General features: G+C 44.1%; 19 protein-coding genes. 12 read left to right on the top strand and 7 right to left on the bottom strand.

What is annotated here, in order from left to right; all coding sequences use genetic code 11:
• Positions 1 to 128: 128 nt before the first annotated feature.
• A complete protein-coding gene (locus tag MKY44_RS20380; protein ID WP_341008304.1) occupies positions 129 to 551 on the top strand; it encodes a hypothetical protein in 423 nt (140 codons plus the stop codon).
• Positions 552 to 1,049: 498 nt separating this feature from the next.
• On the opposite strand, the gene MKY44_RS20375 is transcribed toward MKY44_RS20380, so the two are convergent.
• Together MKY44_RS20375 and MKY44_RS20370 are read right to left on the bottom strand one after the other, a co-directional pair.
• Positions 1,050 to 1,889 (bottom strand): sulfurtransferase, encoded by an 840-nt coding sequence (locus tag MKY44_RS20375; RefSeq protein ID WP_341008302.1) that lies wholly within the window; start codon positions 1,887 to 1,889, stop codon positions 1,050 to 1,052.
• A gap of 63 nt (positions 1,890 to 1,952) precedes the next feature.
• Positions 1,953 to 2,897, bottom strand: a complete 945-nt coding sequence (locus tag MKY44_RS20370; RefSeq protein ID WP_341008301.1) for a DMT family transporter — start codon at positions 2,895 to 2,897, stop codon at positions 1,953 to 1,955.
• 228 nt (positions 2,898 to 3,125) lie between these two features.
• On the opposite strand from MKY44_RS20370, the gene MKY44_RS20365 reads away from it, so the two are divergent.
• The 3 genes from MKY44_RS20365 (at position 3,126) to MKY44_RS20355 (ending at position 5,752) form a co-directional block, all read left to right on the top strand.
• Positions 3,126 to 4,028 (top strand): polysaccharide deacetylase family protein, encoded by a 903-nt coding sequence (locus MKY44_RS20365; protein WP_235193735.1) that lies wholly within the window; start codon positions 3,126 to 3,128, stop codon positions 4,026 to 4,028.
• A 37-nt stretch (positions 4,029 to 4,065) separates the two neighbouring features.
• A complete protein-coding gene (locus tag MKY44_RS20360) occupies positions 4,066 to 4,719 on the top strand; it encodes a YkyA family protein (protein ID WP_341008299.1) in 654 nt (217 codons plus the stop codon).
• Between the two features lie 142 nt (positions 4,720 to 4,861).
• The gene (locus tag MKY44_RS20355) at positions 4,862 to 5,752 is read left to right on the top strand and encodes a hypothetical protein (protein WP_341008297.1); all 891 of its coding nucleotides are present in this window, start codon (positions 4,862 to 4,864) and stop codon (positions 5,750 to 5,752) included.
• A 244-nt stretch (positions 5,753 to 5,996) separates the two neighbouring features.
• Here the strand turns inward: MKY44_RS20355 and MKY44_RS20350 are convergent, their stop codons facing one another.
• Together MKY44_RS20350 and MKY44_RS20345 are read right to left on the bottom strand one after the other, a co-directional pair.
• Positions 5,997 to 7,169, bottom strand: a complete 1,173-nt coding sequence (locus MKY44_RS20350) for a mannitol-1-phosphate 5-dehydrogenase (protein ID WP_341008296.1) — start codon at positions 7,167 to 7,169, stop codon at positions 5,997 to 5,999.
• A gap of 47 nt (positions 7,170 to 7,216) precedes the next feature.
• Positions 7,217 to 7,885: an HAD family hydrolase gene (locus MKY44_RS20345; RefSeq protein ID WP_091013734.1), complete on the bottom strand. Its 669-nt coding sequence runs from the start codon at positions 7,883 to 7,885 to the stop codon at positions 7,217 to 7,219.
• A gap of 504 nt (positions 7,886 to 8,389) precedes the next feature.
• On the opposite strand from MKY44_RS20345, the gene MKY44_RS20340 reads away from it, so the two are divergent.
• The 4 genes from MKY44_RS20340 (at position 8,390) to MKY44_RS20325 (ending at position 12,339) form a co-directional block, all read left to right on the top strand.
• Positions 8,390 to 9,316, top strand: a complete 927-nt coding sequence (locus MKY44_RS20340) for an ADP-ribosylglycohydrolase family protein (protein ID WP_341008295.1) — start codon at positions 8,390 to 8,392, stop codon at positions 9,314 to 9,316.
• A gap of 26 nt (positions 9,317 to 9,342) precedes the next feature.
• Positions 9,343 to 10,590: an MFS transporter gene (locus tag MKY44_RS20335; protein ID WP_341008294.1), complete on the top strand. Its 1,248-nt coding sequence runs from the start codon at positions 9,343 to 9,345 to the stop codon at positions 10,588 to 10,590.
• Positions 10,591 to 10,992: 402 nt separating this feature from the next.
• Entirely contained in the window at positions 10,993 to 11,940 is a 948-nt protein-coding gene (locus MKY44_RS20330) for an alpha/beta hydrolase (protein ID WP_341008293.1), read from the top strand.
• 219 nt (positions 11,941 to 12,159) lie between these two features.
• A complete protein-coding gene (locus MKY44_RS20325; RefSeq protein WP_341008291.1) occupies positions 12,160 to 12,339 on the top strand; it encodes a hypothetical protein in 180 nt (59 codons plus the stop codon).
• A 298-nt stretch (positions 12,340 to 12,637) separates the two neighbouring features.
• Here MKY44_RS20325 and MKY44_RS20320 read toward each other — a convergent pair whose 3' ends face one another.
• Both MKY44_RS20320 and MKY44_RS20315 read right to left on the bottom strand, forming a co-directional pair.
• Complete coding sequence (locus MKY44_RS20320) at positions 12,638 to 12,988, bottom strand: hypothetical protein (protein ID WP_017687129.1); 351 nt, start codon at positions 12,986 to 12,988, stop codon at positions 12,638 to 12,640.
• 680 nt (positions 12,989 to 13,668) lie between these two features.
• On the bottom strand, positions 13,669 to 13,977 hold the full coding sequence (locus tag MKY44_RS20315; RefSeq protein ID WP_341008290.1) for a hypothetical protein: 309 nt from the start codon (positions 13,975 to 13,977) through the stop codon (positions 13,669 to 13,671).
• A 408-nt stretch (positions 13,978 to 14,385) separates the two neighbouring features.
• Here MKY44_RS20315 and MKY44_RS20310 point away from each other — a divergent pair, with 408 nt between their 5' ends.
• From MKY44_RS20310 to MKY44_RS20295, 4 genes are all read left to right on the top strand, one after another.
• Positions 14,386 to 14,568 carry a hypothetical protein gene (locus MKY44_RS20310; RefSeq protein ID WP_341008288.1) on the top strand — a complete coding sequence of 61 codons (183 nt, stop codon included), beginning with the start codon at positions 14,386 to 14,388 and terminating at the stop codon, positions 14,566 to 14,568.
• Between the two features lie 32 nt (positions 14,569 to 14,600).
• A complete protein-coding gene (locus tag MKY44_RS20305) occupies positions 14,601 to 14,897 on the top strand; it encodes a hypothetical protein (RefSeq protein WP_341008287.1) in 297 nt (98 codons plus the stop codon).
• A 181-nt stretch (positions 14,898 to 15,078) separates the two neighbouring features.
• On the top strand, positions 15,079 to 15,777 hold the full coding sequence (sigK, locus tag MKY44_RS20300; protein ID WP_017687130.1) for an RNA polymerase sporulation sigma factor SigK: 699 nt from the start codon (positions 15,079 to 15,081) through the stop codon (positions 15,775 to 15,777).
• Positions 15,778 to 16,633: 856 nt separating this feature from the next.
• Positions 16,634 to 17,995, top strand: a complete 1,362-nt coding sequence (locus MKY44_RS20295) for an amino acid permease (RefSeq protein ID WP_341008286.1) — start codon at positions 16,634 to 16,636, stop codon at positions 17,993 to 17,995.
• 56 nt (positions 17,996 to 18,051) lie between these two features.
• Here MKY44_RS20295 and MKY44_RS20290 read toward each other — a convergent pair whose 3' ends face one another.
• Positions 18,052 to 19,236 carry a serine hydrolase domain-containing protein gene (locus MKY44_RS20290; protein WP_341008285.1) on the bottom strand — a complete coding sequence of 395 codons (1,185 nt, stop codon included), beginning with the start codon at positions 19,234 to 19,236 and terminating at the stop codon, positions 18,052 to 18,054.
• Between the last annotated feature and the right edge of the window lie 126 nt (positions 19,237 to 19,362).

Raw genomic sequence — 19,362 nt, 5'->3', positions numbered from 1 at the left:
TATAGGAACAAACAACACAGGAATCAACTTGCGAAGAACTTCACTCGATTTTTGGGGGAGAAACGCGACCTAATGACTTTATAAATTATGTGTAATAATGTAATGTCGATGTGAGGGAGTGTGAAAAAATGGATATTCAAAAAGCTACGGAAGAAAAGCTTGAACGTAAAATGCAAATTGGAGTTCCGATTGATGAAACTATGCTTGAAGGTCTTATACAAAAAAAATTACTTACCGAAGAGGCTGCTCAGCGTTTATTAGCTCAAAAAAATGATCTAAATAAAGAAATTAGAAAAAATGTCGTTCCAATTCCTATTTCAGATGATGTTATGAATATTATCGATGATTTAATGACAAGTGGACATGTAAACAGCCTATCTGAAGGAGCTTCATATTTAATAATGTTAGGAGTCAAAAGTCATGATTCTTTTTTCAATGAACTTTCAAAAGAGGTCATAGTAATTGAAGAACAGCGAAAAAAAATAAAGAATCTCATTGAAAGCTCATTAATTTTTTCAGAGACGTCTCCAAATAGCCAACTTATTGAATAAAACTATTTCTGATTTAGATTGATTTTCTCCCAAACCGCGAAGTATTAAGAGCCATCATTAGAAATGAGAAGTAATCGCTTATAATACAAATGAGCCAGCTTTTTGAAGCTATGTATCCTGATTCGCATAATGTATGGCCTTTGATTTAGTCGAATTTAACTGTCCCTCTGGATAAACATTAAAAAGCGGACATGTTACGATGGCTCAAACACTAGCTAATGATATACAGCTTTAAATTCGTATATTCGGCTTCTCCAGCCCGTTATGAAAATGGGTTGGAGAAGCCGAAGTCAATTCAGACAGGTTCTTCACTTTTTCCTCAAATTGCAACTAACATAACTACAAAAGATATTAATATCTTGGTACCTTTTGCTGAAGATTAAATTGCAGTACGAGTGCAGCCAGAGCAATTGTGGCGATATTGAAGTATAAAGCGATATTCCTTAGCAAGCCAAACAAGGCTCGACGATTCAAGTAGCTCCGTATTCTGAATAAAAATTAGTCTTCTTCCCCCGTCGCCACCGGATTCTCCTCATAACTAATCCAGTCGCTCCAGCTCCCGGAATACAGCTTCACATTCGTATATCCCGCTTCTTCCAGTGCAATCACGTTCGGGCAAGCCGACACGCCTGATCCGCAGTACACGATAATCGCACCATCCTTGTCCAGCTTACTGAAACGCTCTTCTAACACCCCAGTATCTGTCCAACGTCCATCCCAATCCAACACATCTTTCCAAAAATAATTCACCGCACCCGGAATATGTCCGGCCTTGGCATCAATCGGTTCCTCCAGACCCGCATAGCGGCGAGCATCGCGAGAGTCAATTAACACAGAGCTGCCACTTGCCGAGGCTTGTTGCACATCCTCAACACTTGCCAGCATGGCTGGCTGTACGTTCACATCAAAGGAAGAGGGGATCTGAACTGGCACATCCGTGGTCACCGGGAACTTGGCGTTTTGCCAAGCGGAGAAACCTTCGTCCATGATATATACCTGTTCATGACCGATATAGCGAAGCAGCCACCAAAGACGAGATGCATTCATGCCGCCCTGATCGTCATAAGCAACAATACGACTATTGGAGCCGATGCCAGCTTTGGAGAGACGACTTGCGAGCACAGCTGGATCAGGAAGCGGATGACGTCCTCCGTGCGCTGATACAGGAGAAGACAGGTCTTTTTCCAAATCGAGATAGACAGCTCCTGGAATATGTCCAGCTTCATAGGCTTGTCTTCCAGCCTCCGGCTGACCGAGCAAGAATCGGCAATCTGCAATAACTACATCCGGTTCATACATTCTGGCGAGCAGCCAGCGCATGGATACAATATTTTTCATCAAAATACACCGCCTTATGAGAGTGGTAGAGTCTTTTATTACTATGATTTACGAAAAAATACGTTATACCGTTGTAGGTTCAACAGGCCCTTTGCCAGCGATAGGAGCATCAGCAGGAATGGGTTGAGGTTTGGTTTTGCCATATCGAATGAAGATCCATACCCCGAATATAATGACAACCCCGGCAGACATCTGTAATGCACTGAGGGATTCGCCGAGCAGCATCCAGGCCAGCAATGAAGAAAATACGGGTTCCCCCAGTACGCCCATGGATACCGTCGTGGCATTCATATATTGAAGCAGCCAGTTGAAGAGATAATGTCCAAAGATCGTTGGCACAATGGCGAGCAGCAGGAAGATTCCCCACTCTGACGCAGCGTAACCTCCGAACGGGTGGCCCATGATCAGATTATATACCGCCAGCGTGCAAGCGGCTACGAAGAACACCCAGAAGTTATACGAAAATGCACTAAGTCCCGCACGCAAAAATTGACCCAGCAGCATATGAACGGCGACTGCGATTGTGCCAAGCAAAGACAGGACATCACCTTGCAGAGCAGTACCTGCCAACTGGAAATCTCCTGCGCCAATGACGATTGATCCAAGCAGGGCGATGCCCATGCCGATGATCATCATGCGGTTAATTTTGGCTTTGAACAGCCATACCGAACCGGCAAGAATCAGTATAGGCTCCAGCGCGAGAATAACTGTGGAACTGGCAACACTGGTGAGCCGCAGCGAACCCATCCAGAGCAGAAAATGAAGGGACAGCATCACACCGGATGCAAGCAGCAAGCCCCACTGCCGTAAGCTCAGACGCATCATCTCATGTCTGTATTTCCAGACAAACGGGAGCATTAGCAGATTGGTCAAAAATAGACGGTACATGGCAATGACCGCAACATCTGCGGTAGACCAGCGTACAAAGATCGAAGAAAAAGAAATGGCGATAATGCCGACAAAGAATAACAGATAGATGGATCTGCCGGCACGGTTCAAGCTTGTCATGGGTGTAGCTCCTTCTTGAAGTCTGATAGCGTAAATCACTTCATTATACAGGAGAAGACAACCGCAGGAAAGATAAAGAGAACGAAGAGATAAGTAGATTGTAACCGGGCTTGTAACTATTCTGTCATTCTCCCGATCCATTTTTCTATTAATCTTCTATATAGAGACATGAAACGAGATAATATACCAATAATCGGGAAAAAATGAAAGTAAGGAAGTGGCATGACAGTGAGAGTTCAACAAGAGAGAGCGGGAGAACGTGGCAGTATTCCGCCTAGCACAAGTCGCACGAAAACACATAAACGAAGAAAAATCCGGTATGGAAGGGTAATCATAGCTCTAATGCTCCTGGTACTGTTCGTTACCGGTATTACATATGTATTCTTTGGCATGACGCATTGGATCAAAAGCGTTGTGGCGCCGCCTCCGATTACTGTAATCGAACAGCCGGCCAAGCTTGGCATGATACAAGTTACCCCTGATGCGAAGGAGGAGCCGGCACGGTTCCAGGGCCAGGTTCGCAAATTGGCTTACATAACGTTTGATGATGGGCCAACTGAATATACAGAACAACTGCTGGATATATTGAAGCAGCATGAGGCGAAAGCTACCTTTTTTATGATCGGACGTCAGTTGAATCAGCATCCGGAAGCAGTGAAACGGCTGTTGAAGGAAGGCAGTTATCCTGGGCTTCACAGCATGACGCATAACTATAAAAAGCTCTATAAGAGTGGCAGCTCTGCGAACTTTGTGAAAGAGTTCAAGAAAGAGCAGAAGATGGTGCAAGACCTGATTGGTTTTACGCCTCATCTTATTCGTGCACCTTATGGCAGCAGTCCACAGATCGGTGAAAAGTTCAGAGGTGACATTGCAGCGGCCGGATTCAAGATGTGGGACTGGACGACAGATTCACTCGATTGGAATCTTCCCGGTCAGCCGGACAAGATTGTGGCCCGGGTGAGCAAAAGTGTACATCGGGATAAGGAAGTGATTCTGATGCATGAGCGGGAGCAGACGGTGCAGGCTTTACCACGCATTCTGAAGTTACTCGAAGATCGGGGTTACGAGTTCGAAGTATACGATCCGGATGCACACTGGGTAGCCAATTTTAGCGGAGATACCCGCTTGTAATATAACAACAAGATGATGCAAGAGAGGAAGGACTTGGGTGCTAACGAGTAAAAAAGTGGCGCTTGCGGCAGTTAGTGTATTGCTAATTCTGCTGGTGAGTGGTTGTGGAGATCCGCAGGAGCCTGCGGCAAATCAGATAAACCAATTGGTGCTCAGCGGTCAGGAGATCGATCAGAGTTTGAAGACGCTGACCAGTCATGAGCAGGAAGATATGAAGTTATACAAGTCTATTTTAGACAAAGGCAAGAACAAAAACAGTGATCTCGAAGCACTGCTGGATCAGGCAGTAGGTCATATTCATGAACGAAGAACGTTGTTGAAACAGGCGGAAGAGGCCATGAAACAGACCAACGAGAAGACGGTGGCCCTGCGCAGTTCATTGAAAGAACTATCATTTGAAAAAGAAGAAACGTTGGCACAGGCTGAAAAGGTGCTGGATCAATATGAAGCAAGAGCACGTGCATTGGAAAATTTTATTGCTTCGTATCAGTTGAGTCTGAGTGCCGATGAGCAGTTGTATGATCTGATGAGAGAACATGCAGAACCTAATCTGGTTAAGATTAAGCGAGCCATTCGGGTACGGAATAGCGAATATGCGAAGCTTGCTGAATTCCGAAAGCAATTTAACCTCCAGACAAAAGCGTTTAACGGAGCCAATGCCAAACTGGTACAGCTGGATCAGGCCAGCTGAGCAGAGGATCTGAGCAACCATTCAGACATTTTGCATGATTGAGCTGCCTGTCTCCCGTGTAAGTACTAGTATACAGCCAAGCCAATGGATGAGAAGCAACATGGACAAGCATCATTGCGTATAAGCTAACGGAGGTGTTCATATGCGAAAAGGAAATACAATGAAAGTCAGTGCATCACTCCTGGTTTTACTTATGGGATTCTCGCTTGTGGCCTGTGGGAACAGTAATCCTGCTGCACAGCCACCAGTGAATAATACGGAAGAACAGTCACCAGCACCGGAGCAACAACCAAATGAAAGTGCTGCAATAGAAGCAGAAGGTATTCTGACTGGATGGGCTGATCCGCATACCGTTGAGATTCGAGTGAATGAGAAGCCGATGTCATTCCAGGTGAGCGAAGATCTGCAGAAGTCTCTGGATGATATCGATGACGAAGATTCCGTTCGTTTCAAATATGTAGAGAAAACGATTGATGCAACAACGAAACAGTTGGTACTTACAGAGATTGCAAAGATTGAATCGAGTGATGACAATAACGGTTCCAATGCAGGCGGTACAGTAACGTCCGATCGTCCGAAGACATCAGAGCTGGAAGTGACGGTAGAAGGAATGACCGAGAAACGCCCAGTGACATTGGCACAAGCGAAAGGTTATTCACTTTATGTGTTTGAACCGATGGCTTTTGACGCCGAAGACCATGAATTAACAATGAAGATTGATCCGGATTATGAGGTAGAGATTGAGAAGCTGCCGGCGAATTACAATCTGGATGCACTGAAGATGGATGCCAAGGAAGAGGTGTCCGAGACCGGAGAAGTGAAGCAGTTAACGGCTGAACAACTCAGCAACGGCCCGATGAAGGATGCAAGATTATACATGATGTCCCAGAATGATAAGAAAACAGAGTATTTTATCGTGAAAGAACTGGACGGTAATGGTTTCATTTTCCACATCCAAGCACCTATTGGTGAACCTTCGGAAGGTTTCCTGCCAATGGCATATGCATCCCTCAATTCCATTATGAATGAGTAGAAAAGGGATGAGACACTCGGCTAAGCCAAACGATGTAGTAAATTAAAAAGATTCCCTAAACAGCGTGTTTCCTTGAGAGAGGAGATGCGCTGTTTTATTAAAGTTACTACAATATAGATAGAATGTACCGTGCCGTGCATAGACAAATAGCCGGAAGGAGCGATGCAGCTGCATAGGTTCCTCCCGGCTTCTTGGCCGTGCTTCTATTCAGTTTGCAGGATCGAACCCATGCCCTGATCGTTACTCAGGTTAGTATAGTCGATTCCTTGCGCCCTCTGAGTTCTTGATAACGGGCGATTACATTCTGATGAACGGGATGTTCGTCGGGAATTCCCATGCGTTCACGGATGAAGGCGGAGACGCCATCTTCGCTAATCATGTGTTGTAGCTTCATGGCTTCCTCGTCGCGTTTGTCATTAAACAGCATTGCGGCCGCCATAGCAGAAGTTAAATGAGGAATTTCAATTCCGAATTCACGGGCCTGCATCGCTGGGCGAACAAGCCGATCATGAGGCGAAAGCTTGCGAAGGGGGGAACGTCCAACCCGGGTGACCTGATCCGTCAGGTTGGGATTGGCGAAGCGTTCCAGTATGGTGTCGATATATTTGTTATGCTTCTGAGCGTTGAATCCGTGCTTCTGGATGAGCATCTGACCGGTCTCTTCCATAACATGGCGCACTTTGGCCCGCAGGGTAGAGTTACTCATCACCTGGCGGATCGTCTTGAATCCTTCGAGATAGCCGAAGTAAGCGGCGACACAGTGGCCTGTATTGACCGTAAACATTTTACGCTCAATATAAGGTTCAAGCGAATCCACATAATGGACGCCATCTATTTTCTTAAATCCATCCAGAAGTGCTGGACGATGAACGACCCATTCGTAAAAAGGTTCAACAGTGACCTGCAGCGGGTCTTTGTGGTTTTGAGCCGGAACAATCCGGTCCACAGCTGCATTGGGGAAAGAAACATAACGTTCGGCTTTTTTGCGAGTTTGTTCATCCAAAAATGGATAGATGCGTTTCTTCAACCTGGTGCTACCACCGATGGCATTTTCGCAAGCGATAATATGCAGTGGAGCCTGATTATTATTTTTCATGCGAAGTTGAATGCCTTTGGCGATAGGTTCGGCGATATCTCCGAGTGCAGATACACCCACCGCGGTTGTGATCACATCGGCTGAAGCGATCTCTTCAGCAACGAGATTCTGCTCACTCACATTGATAGCCGTCACGTTGTTGACAATCGTAGTGTCCTGATCTCTATTGGCAAGTGTAATCGGATATTCCTGTCTCTCTTGAAGCATGGAGATTTTCTTCGGGTTACGTGCGACAAAGCAGACTTCGTAGTCGGAAGCGGACAACATATGACCGATAAAACCGCGGCCTATATTGCCCGCACCAAAATGTACAGCTTTCATGTGTGAACTCCCCCTTTAAGGATTAAATCGCGAAATTCGTGCAGACCTTAGACGGTAGTGACGAGTGGCTTCGAAATCAAATCGTTAAATGCAAGGTCGGTCAAGCAAGACAGCCGTTGGTGAGGCATATCGAATTCCAGTGTTCCTGTGATGGTATTCGAGATGACTACGCAGTGCATACCAGCCGCAGCAGCTGCACGCGCGCCGTTAGGTGAATCCTCAATCGCTACGGCTTCGTCTGCAGTTACTCCAAGGGCTTCAAGCGCTTGAGTATAGAGTTCCGGGTCAGGCTTCACATTTGCAACATCATCTGCGGTACGGATGACTTCAAAATAATCTTTCAGTTTCAGTTGTTCCAGATGCTGTTCAACCCACTCCCGTTTGGAGCTGGATGCTACAGCCAGTTTTAGTCCGGCTTCACGTGCTTGTTCAAGATATTCCTGAATACCAGGACGCACCTTTTCTTTGTTCATCAATGCAGCGTGCTGCAACTGAACGGATTCCCTGAACGCTTCCCGATCGATCGGAAGATTCAAATCTGTGATGAGGTACTCATACGGATTAAATGTTTTCAGACTGGTACCGATGCATTGTGAATACATCTCCAGGGTTAAATCTACGCCGTGTTCCTTGTAAGCATCACGAAAAGCAATATACCATGCTGTCTCTGTATCAATAATCGTTCCGTCGAAATCAAACACCAGTGCCTTAATCATAAATTTGTTCCTCCTGTTTCAGAATTAGTTTGGGGATAAAACGAAAAATGAAAATTTTCTGCAAATTCATTCCCTGTATTCATTAACCTGCGGGATATTAGTTGACGCAACAAACCGAAAATGAATATTAATTTGGGAAAAAATATGCGTTTGAAGCTAATAGAACCGTAACATAGGACAAACCGAAGGGTCAAGCGCGTCATGATTGTTTACATTGAAAATTTTCACATGTATGATTTGTTTTCAGAAAATGATGAACGTTGCAAACCGTTAACCCTTTTGCATGTAAGCGGTGTACTGAATAAACTGTTTTTACAGCTCGAAAAAATAAAACTTTTTTTATGAAAATTGGATAGTCTGGCCGTTCAACAGCTTTCGACACTTTTATAATAGAAGAAATGGAGCTGAATTTATTGGATTTTATTAGCTTTACGCCAGATCAGGCCCTGTGGGAGAATGGAAGAAAGATTCTGAAATTATATGGAGTAAGGGAGGAAGACAAGCATGTTGCAAAAGGACCGTTTCAATGGTTGCTTCATCGGGCTTGCAGCGGGTGATGCGTTGGGAACTACCGTGGAATTCAGCAGCCCGGGCACATTTGAACCCGTAACGGATATCGTGGGTGGCGGTGTATTCGGGCTGGAGGCAGGGCAGTGGACAGATGATACATCCATGGCTCTGTGTCTGGCAGAAAGTTTGGTGCGTAAGGCAGACTTTGATCCTGCGGATCAGATGCGAAGATACACCAATTGGTACAAGGTCGGGTATATGAGCAGCACAGGCGATTGCTTTGATATCGGTGGGGCCACGCGAAGTGCCTTGGAGAGGTTTGAGATAACTGGAGAAGCCTACAGCGGATCAACTGACCCGATGACGGCGGGCAATGGCTCTATCATGAGGCTCGCACCTGTCGCGATGGCTTATGCTAATCAACCAAACGCGGCGGTTCGTTATGCCGGGCTGAGCTCCCGGACAACACATGCTGCAACGGAAAGTGTGGAAGCATGTGAAGTGCTGGCCGCCATAATTGTTGCCGGTCTGCGCGGAGCGAACAAGAGCGTCATGCTGATGACGGAGACATGCAGACAATGGAGGGAAGAACCTACTTTTTCGCCTGCAATTGAAGAGGTTGTTTTGGGTTCTTATCAGAGAAAAGAACCTCCCGAAATTAAGGGCAGTGGTTATGTGGTTCGTTCACTTGAAGCAGCACTATGGGCGTTTCATAAGTCATCAAGCTTTGAAGAAGGCGCGTTGTTAGCTGTTAATCTGGGTGATGATGCGGACACTACAGGTGCGGTGTATGGGCAGATCGCAGGTGCTTATTATGGATTGAGTGGTATTCCGGCACACTGGCGGGACAAGCTGGCTATGCGTGAAACGTTCGAACAACTAACAGATGCCTTGTGGTTGAAGGCGACAGAAAATCGTTGATTAAGAGACAGGAGAAGAGAACATCTATGAGCACGACTGGACACACAGTACAACCACAGGTTTCACCGTCAGGTAAACGAGGGGCGTTTCCATTATCCCTGTTATGCCTGACGATAGGGGCTTTTGCGATTGGTATGACTGAATTTATTATTATGGGCCTGCTGCCTAATGTGGCAACAGACCTGAATGTAAGTATTCCGCAGGCTGGACAACTCATTACGGGATATGCGCTTGGTGTAGCGGTAGGTGCGCCGATATTGACCGTATTTACACACAAGATTCCGCAGAAAAAACTGCTGGTACTGCTGATGTGCATTTTCATTATCGGGAACGCATTGTCCGTTATTGCTCCCACCTATGGGTTGTTAATCTCAGCACGGATATTAACGGCATTTGCTCATGGTACGTTCCTTGGTGTAGGTTCAATTATGGCAACGCGGCTTGTTGCGCCCGAGAGAAGGGCAGGAGCGGTATCGGTTGTTCTCGCGGGGCTAACGATTGCCAACATTATTGGCGTTCCGTTTGGTACGTTTATCGGGCAACAGCTTGGATGGCGGTCATCTTTCGGGGCGATTACGATCTTGGGCATCATTTCGTTGATTGGTATCATTCGTTTCATTCCCGTCCTCCCGCAAGGAGCACCAGCGAACCTCGGACAGCAATTTCGGAATCTGGTTCGTCCACAAGTGTTGCTGGTTCTGCTTATTGGGGCGTTGGGGTGCGGAAGTTTGTTTACAGTCTTCACCTATATTACACCGATGCTTGTGGATATTAGCGGCTTTGCAGAGCAAAGTGTGACCTGGATTCTGGTGTTGTTTGGCTTCGGTGTAACCTTGGGCAATTTGGTTGGCGGCCGTCTGGCAGACTGGAAGCTGATGCCTTCGTTAATCGTCAACTTTGGGATCTTAGCTGTTCTGTTAGCTGCACTTACGATTACACTAGAGAATCCTTATCTTGCGGTAATCACCATATTCTTCTGGGGTGTAGCCGCGTTTGGTATTATGCCGGGACTTCAGATTCGGATTATGAATATGACCCGCGAAGCGCCGCTGCTGGCGACAACCTCAAGTCATTCGGCATTTAACCTGGGAAATGCCGCTGGTGCCTATATGGGTGGGTATGCAATTACGCATACAGGACTTATCTCAGTGCCTTTGTATGCCGCAGTTATTGCCGGATTAGGTTTGCTAGGACTGCTCTTCAGTCTGTTCATGGAGCGTAAACATCATGGGCCAGAGGTTGCCCAGGTTGCAGAGGCAGCGTCGGCAAGCTGAATATGGAATCGTTTCGCCTCAATTCTTTCGTTGAACACGGAGAGTTGAGGCTTTTTTATATCATGATGAGATCCAGAGTAGGGGAGCGAATAGACGGTCTGGTGGGGTGAAGAAGTATACTTTTTAAACTATAAGATATAGTTATTTAAGTTTTTTGATGATGTACAGGCCTTGTGAGGTGATATAATAAAGATGTAATTGGAATTGATTGTAAATTATGGATCGCGGATGTTTACTTCCTTATTGGGAAAGGTGAAGGATAGCGGTCCGTATTCATGCGTGGAAAGGAGGAACTTCGTTTTTAAATGTAAGGGCTTTCAATTGGGGTTTGTGTGTATCTGAAAGACCTGTTATGAGGTTCGTACACGGTTTAAAATCATATTCCAAAGGAGATTGATATTAATGAAAAAACGTCTGTCCAAAATTCTGAGTCTCTCCATCACAGCAGCACTTCTTGTACCAACGATCGCGTCTGCAGCCGATATGCAGGAAACTGCAGCTCCAACCCCCATCCAGGCGGTTGTAGATCAGGGAGCGACCGGCACCATGGATAATACCGGGCAAAATGCGCTGGCTAACACTCCGGTTGTGCCTGCACCACCGGGTTATGATGGCTATCGAAACAATATTCCGCACGGAAATACCAATCTGATATCCTATTACTCCACAACGGTAGGCAATACACGGAAAGCGACGGTGTATACACCGCCAGGATATTCTCCGAATAAAAAGTATAACGTCCTGTATCTCCTGCACGGCATCGGCGGAGATGAGTATGAGTGGGTTAATGCAATGAAACCAAAGAACATTCTGGACAACCTGTATTCTGAAGGTAAGCTGTCCCAGATGATCGTTGTCATGCCGAATGGCCGTGCCATGAAGGACGATCGTCCAGTAGGTGACATTTTTGCTCCGGACAAAGTGGCTGCATTTGAACGGTTTGAGCAAGACCTGCTCAAGGATCTGATTCCTCATATCGAGGCCAATTATCCGGTGTACAAAGACAAGAATAGTCGTGCGCTAGCCGGACTGTCCATGGGTGGTGGGCAGTCGCTTAACTTCGGATTGAAAAATCTGAATACCTTCGCTTGGGTAGGGGCCTTCTCGGCTGCACCGAATACGCAATCTGTATCGCAGCTGGTTTCCAACCCGGGACAAGTCGCTAGCCAACTCAAATTGTTGTGGATCTCCTGTGGATCGAGTGATGGTCTGTTATGGGTCAGCCAGAATTTCAAAAATGGCTTGAGCAGCATGAACATTCCGCATACCTTTTATCTGGATGTAGGTGGACACGAACCATCTGTCTGGAACAGCGGCCTGTATCAGTTCTCACAACGAATCTTCAAGTGATTTAATTTGAATTAGCTTCTTGAAGCAATCGACAGGAGAAACAGGAATTCATATCGATATGTAGCCTCAGTTCTGTTCTGCACAGGGCTGGGGCTGTATGTTGGTTAGTGTGCGAATATGACATGATGAATGAGAGAGAATATGTTAGCATGAAGGAAGCAGATCCACATGGAGCGGGTAGTTAATTACATAGGTAGATACATGAAGGAGAGAAATAGGATGTTCTATTACAAAGGTGCATTCCGGGAAACTGACAATGTGATTTATTTCAAAAGCGAGGTTCCCTTAACGGAGAACGATGTTGTTATATTTGGGGAGAAAACATATTTTATCGAAAGTGTGGAAAAAGAATTTCTCCTGCTTCAGCGGGTGGGCTCCATAGTTTCTGTGAGTCTGTGAAATCTTCGCAAGATCTTATGAAAATTTATTTAGTGTGAGATGGCCCTAGGGTGTCGTTTTTTTTTTAAGTTTTCTTGAAAATAGACATTTAGATTGAAGGGGGATAGAGATGAAAAATAAATTTATTCACGAAAACAACAAGTCTTATTTATGTAACCAAAAGAGTAGATAAAAGTATAATCCCAAAAGAAGTATAATCAGATGTGACTTAAGGAATCTAACACCACTTATAATGGTGTACTGGGATCTAGCCACTTGACAATAGTGCTGATGAAATAAATATAAGCCCAGTGAGGGCTTAGTTCATTAAAAGCATCGCAAGTAATGTAGCTATTATTAATAGAAGCATAAGAGCCAGTGGGATTGCGCTTATAGTAATCGCCGCAATAGCCAACCCTCTTCCCGATGTTGAGCGTCTAGCACTCATGCCAAGAAAAAAACTAGTTGCGTTAATTAATAAAACCAATGCCATTGTGATCATTATTCCGTTTCCATTTGTATTGTAGCTTTTATTTGCTTCCATTGCCATATGGAATAAAGCTAGGGAGGCTAATCCAATAAAACTAAATATAAAGGATACTACTGCTCTGCCAAGTCTGTCTACTTTCTTGATTTCCTTTTTCGCTTTCTGTTGTGATACGGTTCCCATAACAACCTCCTGAGTCTTATGTACTATTTTTTACTAGTCAAAAAGTAGTGCTTTATTATGTTAGCATGTTTACATCTTTAATGGAATAAATTTCTTTTATCGTATCTTAATAAAATTGATAATTCATTAAGAAAGGAGAATGACAATATTAAAAGGTTGGATATGCGCTGATGTAGAGGATAGAGATGAACTTGGGCGATTTGGAATTAAGTTGGGACAGTACAACTACGAAGATGGTGACTTTTCAGAATGTATGGTGAGCGAAGAGGTGTTTTCTTTACTTGAACCTCAGTGGGGAAAGTACATATGGGGACTCCATTAGATAAGTACAGAAAGAAGCTGATCGGTTGAACAAAATTGTAGTCCGAGAGTACTACTATAGCTGCTCAGATGGTTGTTGTGGTGAATGGGGAACAGAGTTAATTGTTAATGAAAAGTTGGTACATATACAGATGTTGACATGGATGTTGTAAGGAATTTATTAGAGGCATTAGGTTTGGAATTTGAACTCGAATACATATATGACCAGGATCAGATGAAATCGATCTTTCTTTGAAAAAAGGAGAGTGAACCGAAAACAAGAAGAGTGTGAAGAATGCAAATAAACACTAAAACACTACGCAAGAGAATAGCGCAGTGCCCTAGTGATATTATGTGACAATTATGGATCAGAAATTTATTCAAATGCTGCTTTTAACGAGGATATCATAATATGTATATACTCCATTACTGTATACTCTAAGTTTGGCTTGTCCCGGCTTGATTCCTCTAATAGTCGTTGGATATGTCACGGCTATCACATTCTGTATATTATCAACCATGGAGATTGTGCCGTTAAAATTATGGATTTCACCGACGCGTAAGACTAAACTTTGGTTGGCAAATGGAGATACAGAGTTTGTATCAACAGGTGCAGCACTAGCACTCACACTTCCAAGTAACATAGATACCCCTAACAGAGCACATATTGTCAAAGATTTGAATTTCATAATTTAATTCCTCCTTAAATTTGGTATAATTCAAAATTAACATATTATGGAATATATCTCTTGAGGATTAGGACCATTTTATTATTGAATTTCTTGCTTAATCTAAGGGATTATGTCGTTTTGTATCTTTAGAGGGGAAGGAGGGGGATAGTGTTTAATATAGATATTAGTTTAAAAAATGGAAGCATTCTGCGTAATTGCTCAATTTTCGAGGAAGTAGTAGAAGAGCTCAGAGTAAAGATGGTTCATATCGCAGACAAAGAGAAGATTGAGCAATAGTTTTCAAAAATGCCTCAAGGGCAATGAGCACCGATTTATATATTTTCAGAATGAAGACATGAACGGAAAAGTAAATGTGATGAATGTAGAATGGTATAGCTAAAATAAGGAAAGAGGCAGATATTATGAATGGTGCATTTGCAATATTATGTAATGAAGGCTGAATTGAGAAAAACGAGAGCAGAAGTGAAGCAACTAGAGGATACCGAAGACAGTTCCGTTGCTAGAACTATCACAAAGGTAAAGCATCAGATTTATGATTTGAATTATGCAATCGAAATTTTAGAGGAATATAACGATCAAGACTGGTAAATTTAACTTTCTTGGGAAAGGTGATTTAGATATTGAATGACAAATGCATTAAATGTGATGGAGGAATTTATGAGTCAGAATTTTTAAGTAGATGTTTGAGATGCAGAAAAGTAACAACGAAAGAGATTTCTGGAGAAGAATATTTTAAGAATAAGCAAGAGAGATGTAAACTGACTTACACAGCAGAAGAAGGAGAAACAGTATGTACTTCAAATGATGAAACTAAACTTTGGGACGTATTCACCTTACAACAAACTGTAATTACAAAACTACGCAAAGCAGGAGCGAACTATACAAGGTTGATTCCGATGGGATTGAGAGGGAATTGAAAACAATGGAGTGGATATGCTACACACTCCATTTACATAAAACAATATTTTTTAAAGCTTTATAGCCCGTACCTATTTCCCCGTACATGCACTTCTGGGCCTCTGCCTACATACAATAGATCGACCCTGTTCCCACACGTGCTCAGGCCAGATCGTTGTAAAACTGCAGGAGGTGTCATCTGTGCCCGGATTGTTTACCGCAATTGCTCTATTCATTAAAGAGTTAACGTTACTCGTCTCGTATGTCAAAAATAATGCGTTCCCCCAGCCACTGGCTGAGGGTGATGAAGCCAAACATTTACGCCTTATGGCTGAAGGCAATGCTCACTCCCGCAATCTGCTCATTGAACACAATCTGCGCCTCGTCGCGCATATCGTCAAGAAGTTCGACAATACGGGTGAAGATCAGGAAGACCTGATTTCCATCGGAACCATTGGTTTGATCAAAGCCATCGAAAGTTTTCAACAAGGCAAAGGTACGAAGCTTGCCACATTTGCGGCGAGATGTATTGAAAACGAGATACTTATGCATCTGCGTTCCCTGAAGAAAACACGCAAAGATGTATCCCTGCACGACCCTATCGGTACGGACAAAGAAGGCAATGAAATTACATTAATCGATATCCTTGGCACAGAAGCTGATGATGTTGTAGATCGGGTACAGCTCAAGATTGAAAAAAGCAAAATTTATCGCAATCTAGACATCCTGGATGATCGGGAGAAGGAAGTTGTAATCGGTCGATTTGGCCTGGAAGCAGGCGGGGAGGAACGAACTCAACGCGAAATTGCGAAGGAACTAGGCATCTCACGTTCTTATGTATCACGGATTGAGAAACGAGCGTTAATGAAGCTGTACCACGAGTTTTATAAGCAAAAGTAGTTGCTGGTTCGATAGCACTTTTCGTTAAAAAGATGGTGCTTTCTGAACCTTCCATATTTGTAGCGAGATGCATTAAGATCGAAAATTTGATACACCGCGCTCTCTAAAAATGGTACGGACAAAGAGGGCAATGAAATTACACTAATTGATATCCTCAGAACAGAGTGGAAAAGAAAAAGGAATAGATTAACAGACCAGAGGGCACCTTTATCGGGAGCCCTTTTTACTGTGAAGATGCTTAAAATTGGTCTATATAGTATTAATTTTTTGGGAATATGACCTAAATAAAGGAATTTCCATTCCTGTTGAAGAATATCTTGTAAATAGACCAATCTAATATATAAGGAGTAAATCATAATGAAGCAGCTTTTTCGGAAAACTCCACTGTGGTTTTTGTTAATCTGGATCGTAGGATTTATGATGATCGTTTTCAACTCGTTTCAATCGTATTCGAGTGTTATTAACTTTGTTGCGTTATTGATGATTAGTGTTGCTAATGCTATTCGAATTTGGAAAAATGAACGTTCGTTAGCAATTACCTTTTTAGTCGTCGCCGCTCTATGCTTGGCTTATATTTTAGTATACTTCTATAGATATGTATAATCAGCATGACATGAGAATAACAAAGGAATGTACATAGGCTGATAATAGTACGGATCGGATGCAACTCAAGATTATAAAAGCCAAGGGCATGAAATACGAGCGTATCAATAGGTCACCTCTTACAAAGGTGGCCTCTTTGCTGTGCAAAAAAATATATAAGAGAGGGATATGTATTCTGGGCAGATTATTATATGATGAGTAATAATATTTTTCATCGTAGAGAGCATGTACAGAAAGAGAGTGGTGGTTGATCATGCAGCAAGAAACGTTAACAAGGGGATTAAAGAACAGGCATGTGCAGTTGATGGCGATCGGAGGTGCGATCGGTACAGGTCTGTTTCTCGGAGCAGGCAAAACGATCCAGCTGACAGGGCCATCCATCTTGCTGGCCTACATTATTACGGGTGTTGTGTTGTTCCTGATCATGCGTGCATTGGGGGAGCTGCTGTTAAGCAACTTGCAGTATCATTCCTTTGTCGATTTTGTGCGTGATTACCTGGGAAATATGGCGGCATTTATTACAGGCTGGACCTATTGGTTCTGCTGGATCTCCATTGCCATGGCTGATATTACGGCCGTTGGTTTGTATACGCAGTTTTGGTTTCCGAATGTACCTCAGTGGATGCCAGGGTTAATTGCGTTGGTCATCTTGCTAATCATGAACTTGGCAACGGTCAAACTGTTTGGTGAGATGGAATTTTGGTTTGCTCTGATTAAAGTTGTGGCCATTCTGGCACTCATTGTTGTTGGTTTATATATGATATTCAAAGGTTTTACCACGGATCAAGGTCCAGCGAGCTTCACCAATCTGTGGAGTCATGGGGGATGGTTCCCGAATGGACTGCATGGATTCATCATATCGTTCCAGATGGTGGTATTCGCCTTTGTAGGCATGGAATTGGTGGGACTGACAGCGGGGGAAACCGAGAACCCGGAGAAGGTTATTCCGAGAGCGATTAACCAGATTCCGATTCGGGTCTTACTCTTCTATGTTGGCGCATTGCTGATTATTATGAGCATCTACCCGTGGAACGCCATAGTGCCCACTGAGAGTCCGTTTGTACAGGTGTTTGCAGCTGTAGGTATTGCGGCCGCCGCTGGCATTGTGAACTTCGTGGTATTGACTTCCGCAGCGTCAGCGTGTAACAGTGCCATTTTCAGTACAAGCCGTATGGTGTTCTCCATGGCAAAAGATCACAACGCGCCTGAGTCATTTGCACGACTGAATAAAAGGAAAGTTCCTTCCAACGCGCTGTTTTTCTCCACGATCGTTATTTTGATCGCGATTGTTTTGAACTATATTATGCCAGAGGGTGTATTTACGCTGATCACGAGCGTGTCTACTGTGTGCTTCATCTTTGTCTGGGGCATCATGGTGATCTGTCATCTCAGATATCGTCGTACTCAGCCGGAACTGGCGAGTCGTAGTCGCTTCAAACTGCCACTATATCCGTTCTCGAATTATCTGATTTTGGCTTTTCTGGCGTTTGTATTGGTTGTTCTGGCATTGGCTGAGGACACACGTGTGGCGCTGTTCGTCACTCCGGTGTGGTTTATCCTAGTTGCTGTCATCTACCTTCTCAAAAAGAGAAACTTGAGCAATACCAGACAGTAGGTCTTACCTTCGTTGCGAAATAAAGCCGCCCAATGAGCTTGGGCGGTTATTTGTATTCACATTTTTGCAGCTTCTTTGCTTTCACGAATGCCTGCGTAGATGGCATCACAGATATCGGTGGTGTACTGGCCCGACATCCCTTCAAGTGCCGTATTGGTGAATGCTGCAACACTAAGTTCTTCTTTTGGATCGACAAACCAAGAATGACCATAGGTTCCGCCCATTCGCCACGTACCCGCGGATTCCGGTGTACCGGCTGCGACAGGATCTTTAAGGACTGTAAAACCAAGGCCAAATCCTCTTCCCGGCCAATACGGCATCACGAGTTCACCGATTTGATTCTCGGACATCTCGGCGACAACCGTTTCCGTAAGAATGGGCTTTCCACCTTGCCGCAATGTCTCAAGTAGAGTCAGAAAATCTCCGGTACTTCCAACCATCCCCGCTCCGCCTGATGAATAGGCGGAAGTATTATTCGCACGGTTGGGGGCAAGCCGGAACCCGGCAGTACCTTCAATAAAAGGGACCTGCTCCAACTGGTTATGAAGAAGACGAGGTTCATCAGAACCATCTGCATATGCAGCCGTTAACCGATTCGAATCCACCGCAACAAAATCAGTGTCCGTCATGTGAAGTGGATGAGTAACCAGTATTTGAACAGCTTCTCTTAATGACATTCTGGTTACCTTTTCAATAACGGCTCCGAGTACATCCGTCGCAATGGAATATCTCCACATGTTTCCTGGCTCATACAGAAGAGGAACAGAAGCTAACCTATGGAGATTCTCCTCCAGACTAATTCCAGACAAATCCATTCCATCCGAGATTCCAGCACGTTCATAGGTTCCTTGATCTTCTTGGAAGAAACGATAGGTCAAGCCAGCGGTGTGCGTCATCAACTGATAAATCGTTATTGGGGCTTCTTGACCATTAGCAAGTTTGGGAAGGAATGTAGGCAGCCAGCGAGTCAACGGATCATGTAGTCTAAGCTTTCCTTGTGAGATCAATGCCAGAGCTGCTGTTGATACAATAGGTTTGGTTACCGAAGCAAGTCGAAACAGAGCGTTTTCCGACATGGTTCGTTTTTGCTCCCTGTCCGCGAAACCAGCAGCCCGGCTGTATATCAGTTCCCCTCTTAAAGCAACTTGTACAACCGTTCCTACGATTCTTTTATCGCTTATAGCGCGGTCAATAGCTTTATCCACATAAGTATGCAATGTTGTCATGTCTTCTTTTCCCATGTTTATCTTCCTCTCATCAATTGATGTATTTGATTTCTCGTGATAACTGTGTTTATTATATAAATGATTTACCTTGTATCACATAAGGTGTTAAAGGTATTATGATTAATTAGCGAATATATTTAA

This window comes from Paenibacillus sp. FSL R7-0026, from assembly GCF_038004485.1.
GTDB lineage: Bacteria > Bacillota > Bacilli > Paenibacillales > Paenibacillaceae > Paenibacillus > Paenibacillus xylanexedens_A.
This window is presented reverse-complemented; position numbering and strand designations above follow the sequence as displayed.

Excerpts from the sequence above, each read along its gene's own strand:
- MKY44_RS20330 (WP_341008293.1), top strand. The coding sequence starts at position 10,993 with ATGAAAAAACGTCTGTCCAAAATTCTGAGTCTCTCCATCACAGCAGCA.
- MKY44_RS20350 (WP_341008296.1), bottom strand. The coding sequence starts at position 7,169 with ATGAAAGCTGTACATTTTGGTGCGGGCAATATAGGCCGCGGTTTTATC.
- MKY44_RS20290 (WP_341008285.1), bottom strand. The coding sequence starts at position 19,236 with ATGGGAAAAGAAGACATGACAACATTGCATACTTATGTGGATAAAGCT.
- MKY44_RS20375 (WP_341008302.1), bottom strand. The coding sequence starts at position 1,889 with ATGAAAAATATTGTATCCATGCGCTGGCTGCTCGCCAGAATGTATGAA.
- MKY44_RS20380 (WP_341008304.1), top strand. The coding sequence starts at position 129 with ATGGATATTCAAAAAGCTACGGAAGAAAAGCTTGAACGTAAAATGCAA.
- MKY44_RS20340 (WP_341008295.1), top strand. The coding sequence starts at position 8,390 with ATGTTGCAAAAGGACCGTTTCAATGGTTGCTTCATCGGGCTTGCAGCG.
- MKY44_RS20370 (WP_341008301.1), bottom strand. The coding sequence starts at position 2,897 with ATGACAAGCTTGAACCGTGCCGGCAGATCCATCTATCTGTTATTCTTT.
- MKY44_RS20295 (WP_341008286.1), top strand. The coding sequence starts at position 16,634 with ATGCAGCAAGAAACGTTAACAAGGGGATTAAAGAACAGGCATGTGCAG.
- MKY44_RS20320 (WP_017687129.1), bottom strand. The coding sequence starts at position 12,988 with ATGGGAACCGTATCACAACAGAAAGCGAAAAAGGAAATCAAGAAAGTA.
- MKY44_RS20345 (WP_091013734.1), bottom strand. The coding sequence starts at position 7,885 with ATGATTAAGGCACTGGTGTTTGATTTCGACGGAACGATTATTGATACA.
- MKY44_RS20315 (WP_341008290.1), bottom strand. The coding sequence starts at position 13,977 with ATGAAATTCAAATCTTTGACAATATGTGCTCTGTTAGGGGTATCTATG.
- MKY44_RS20310 (WP_341008288.1), top strand. The coding sequence starts at position 14,386 with ATGGTGCATTTGCAATATTATGTAATGAAGGCTGAATTGAGAAAAACG.
- MKY44_RS20355 (WP_341008297.1), top strand. The coding sequence starts at position 4,862 with ATGCGAAAAGGAAATACAATGAAAGTCAGTGCATCACTCCTGGTTTTA.
- MKY44_RS20335 (WP_341008294.1), top strand. The coding sequence starts at position 9,343 with ATGAGCACGACTGGACACACAGTACAACCACAGGTTTCACCGTCAGGT.
- MKY44_RS20325 (WP_341008291.1), top strand. The coding sequence starts at position 12,160 with ATGTTCTATTACAAAGGTGCATTCCGGGAAACTGACAATGTGATTTAT.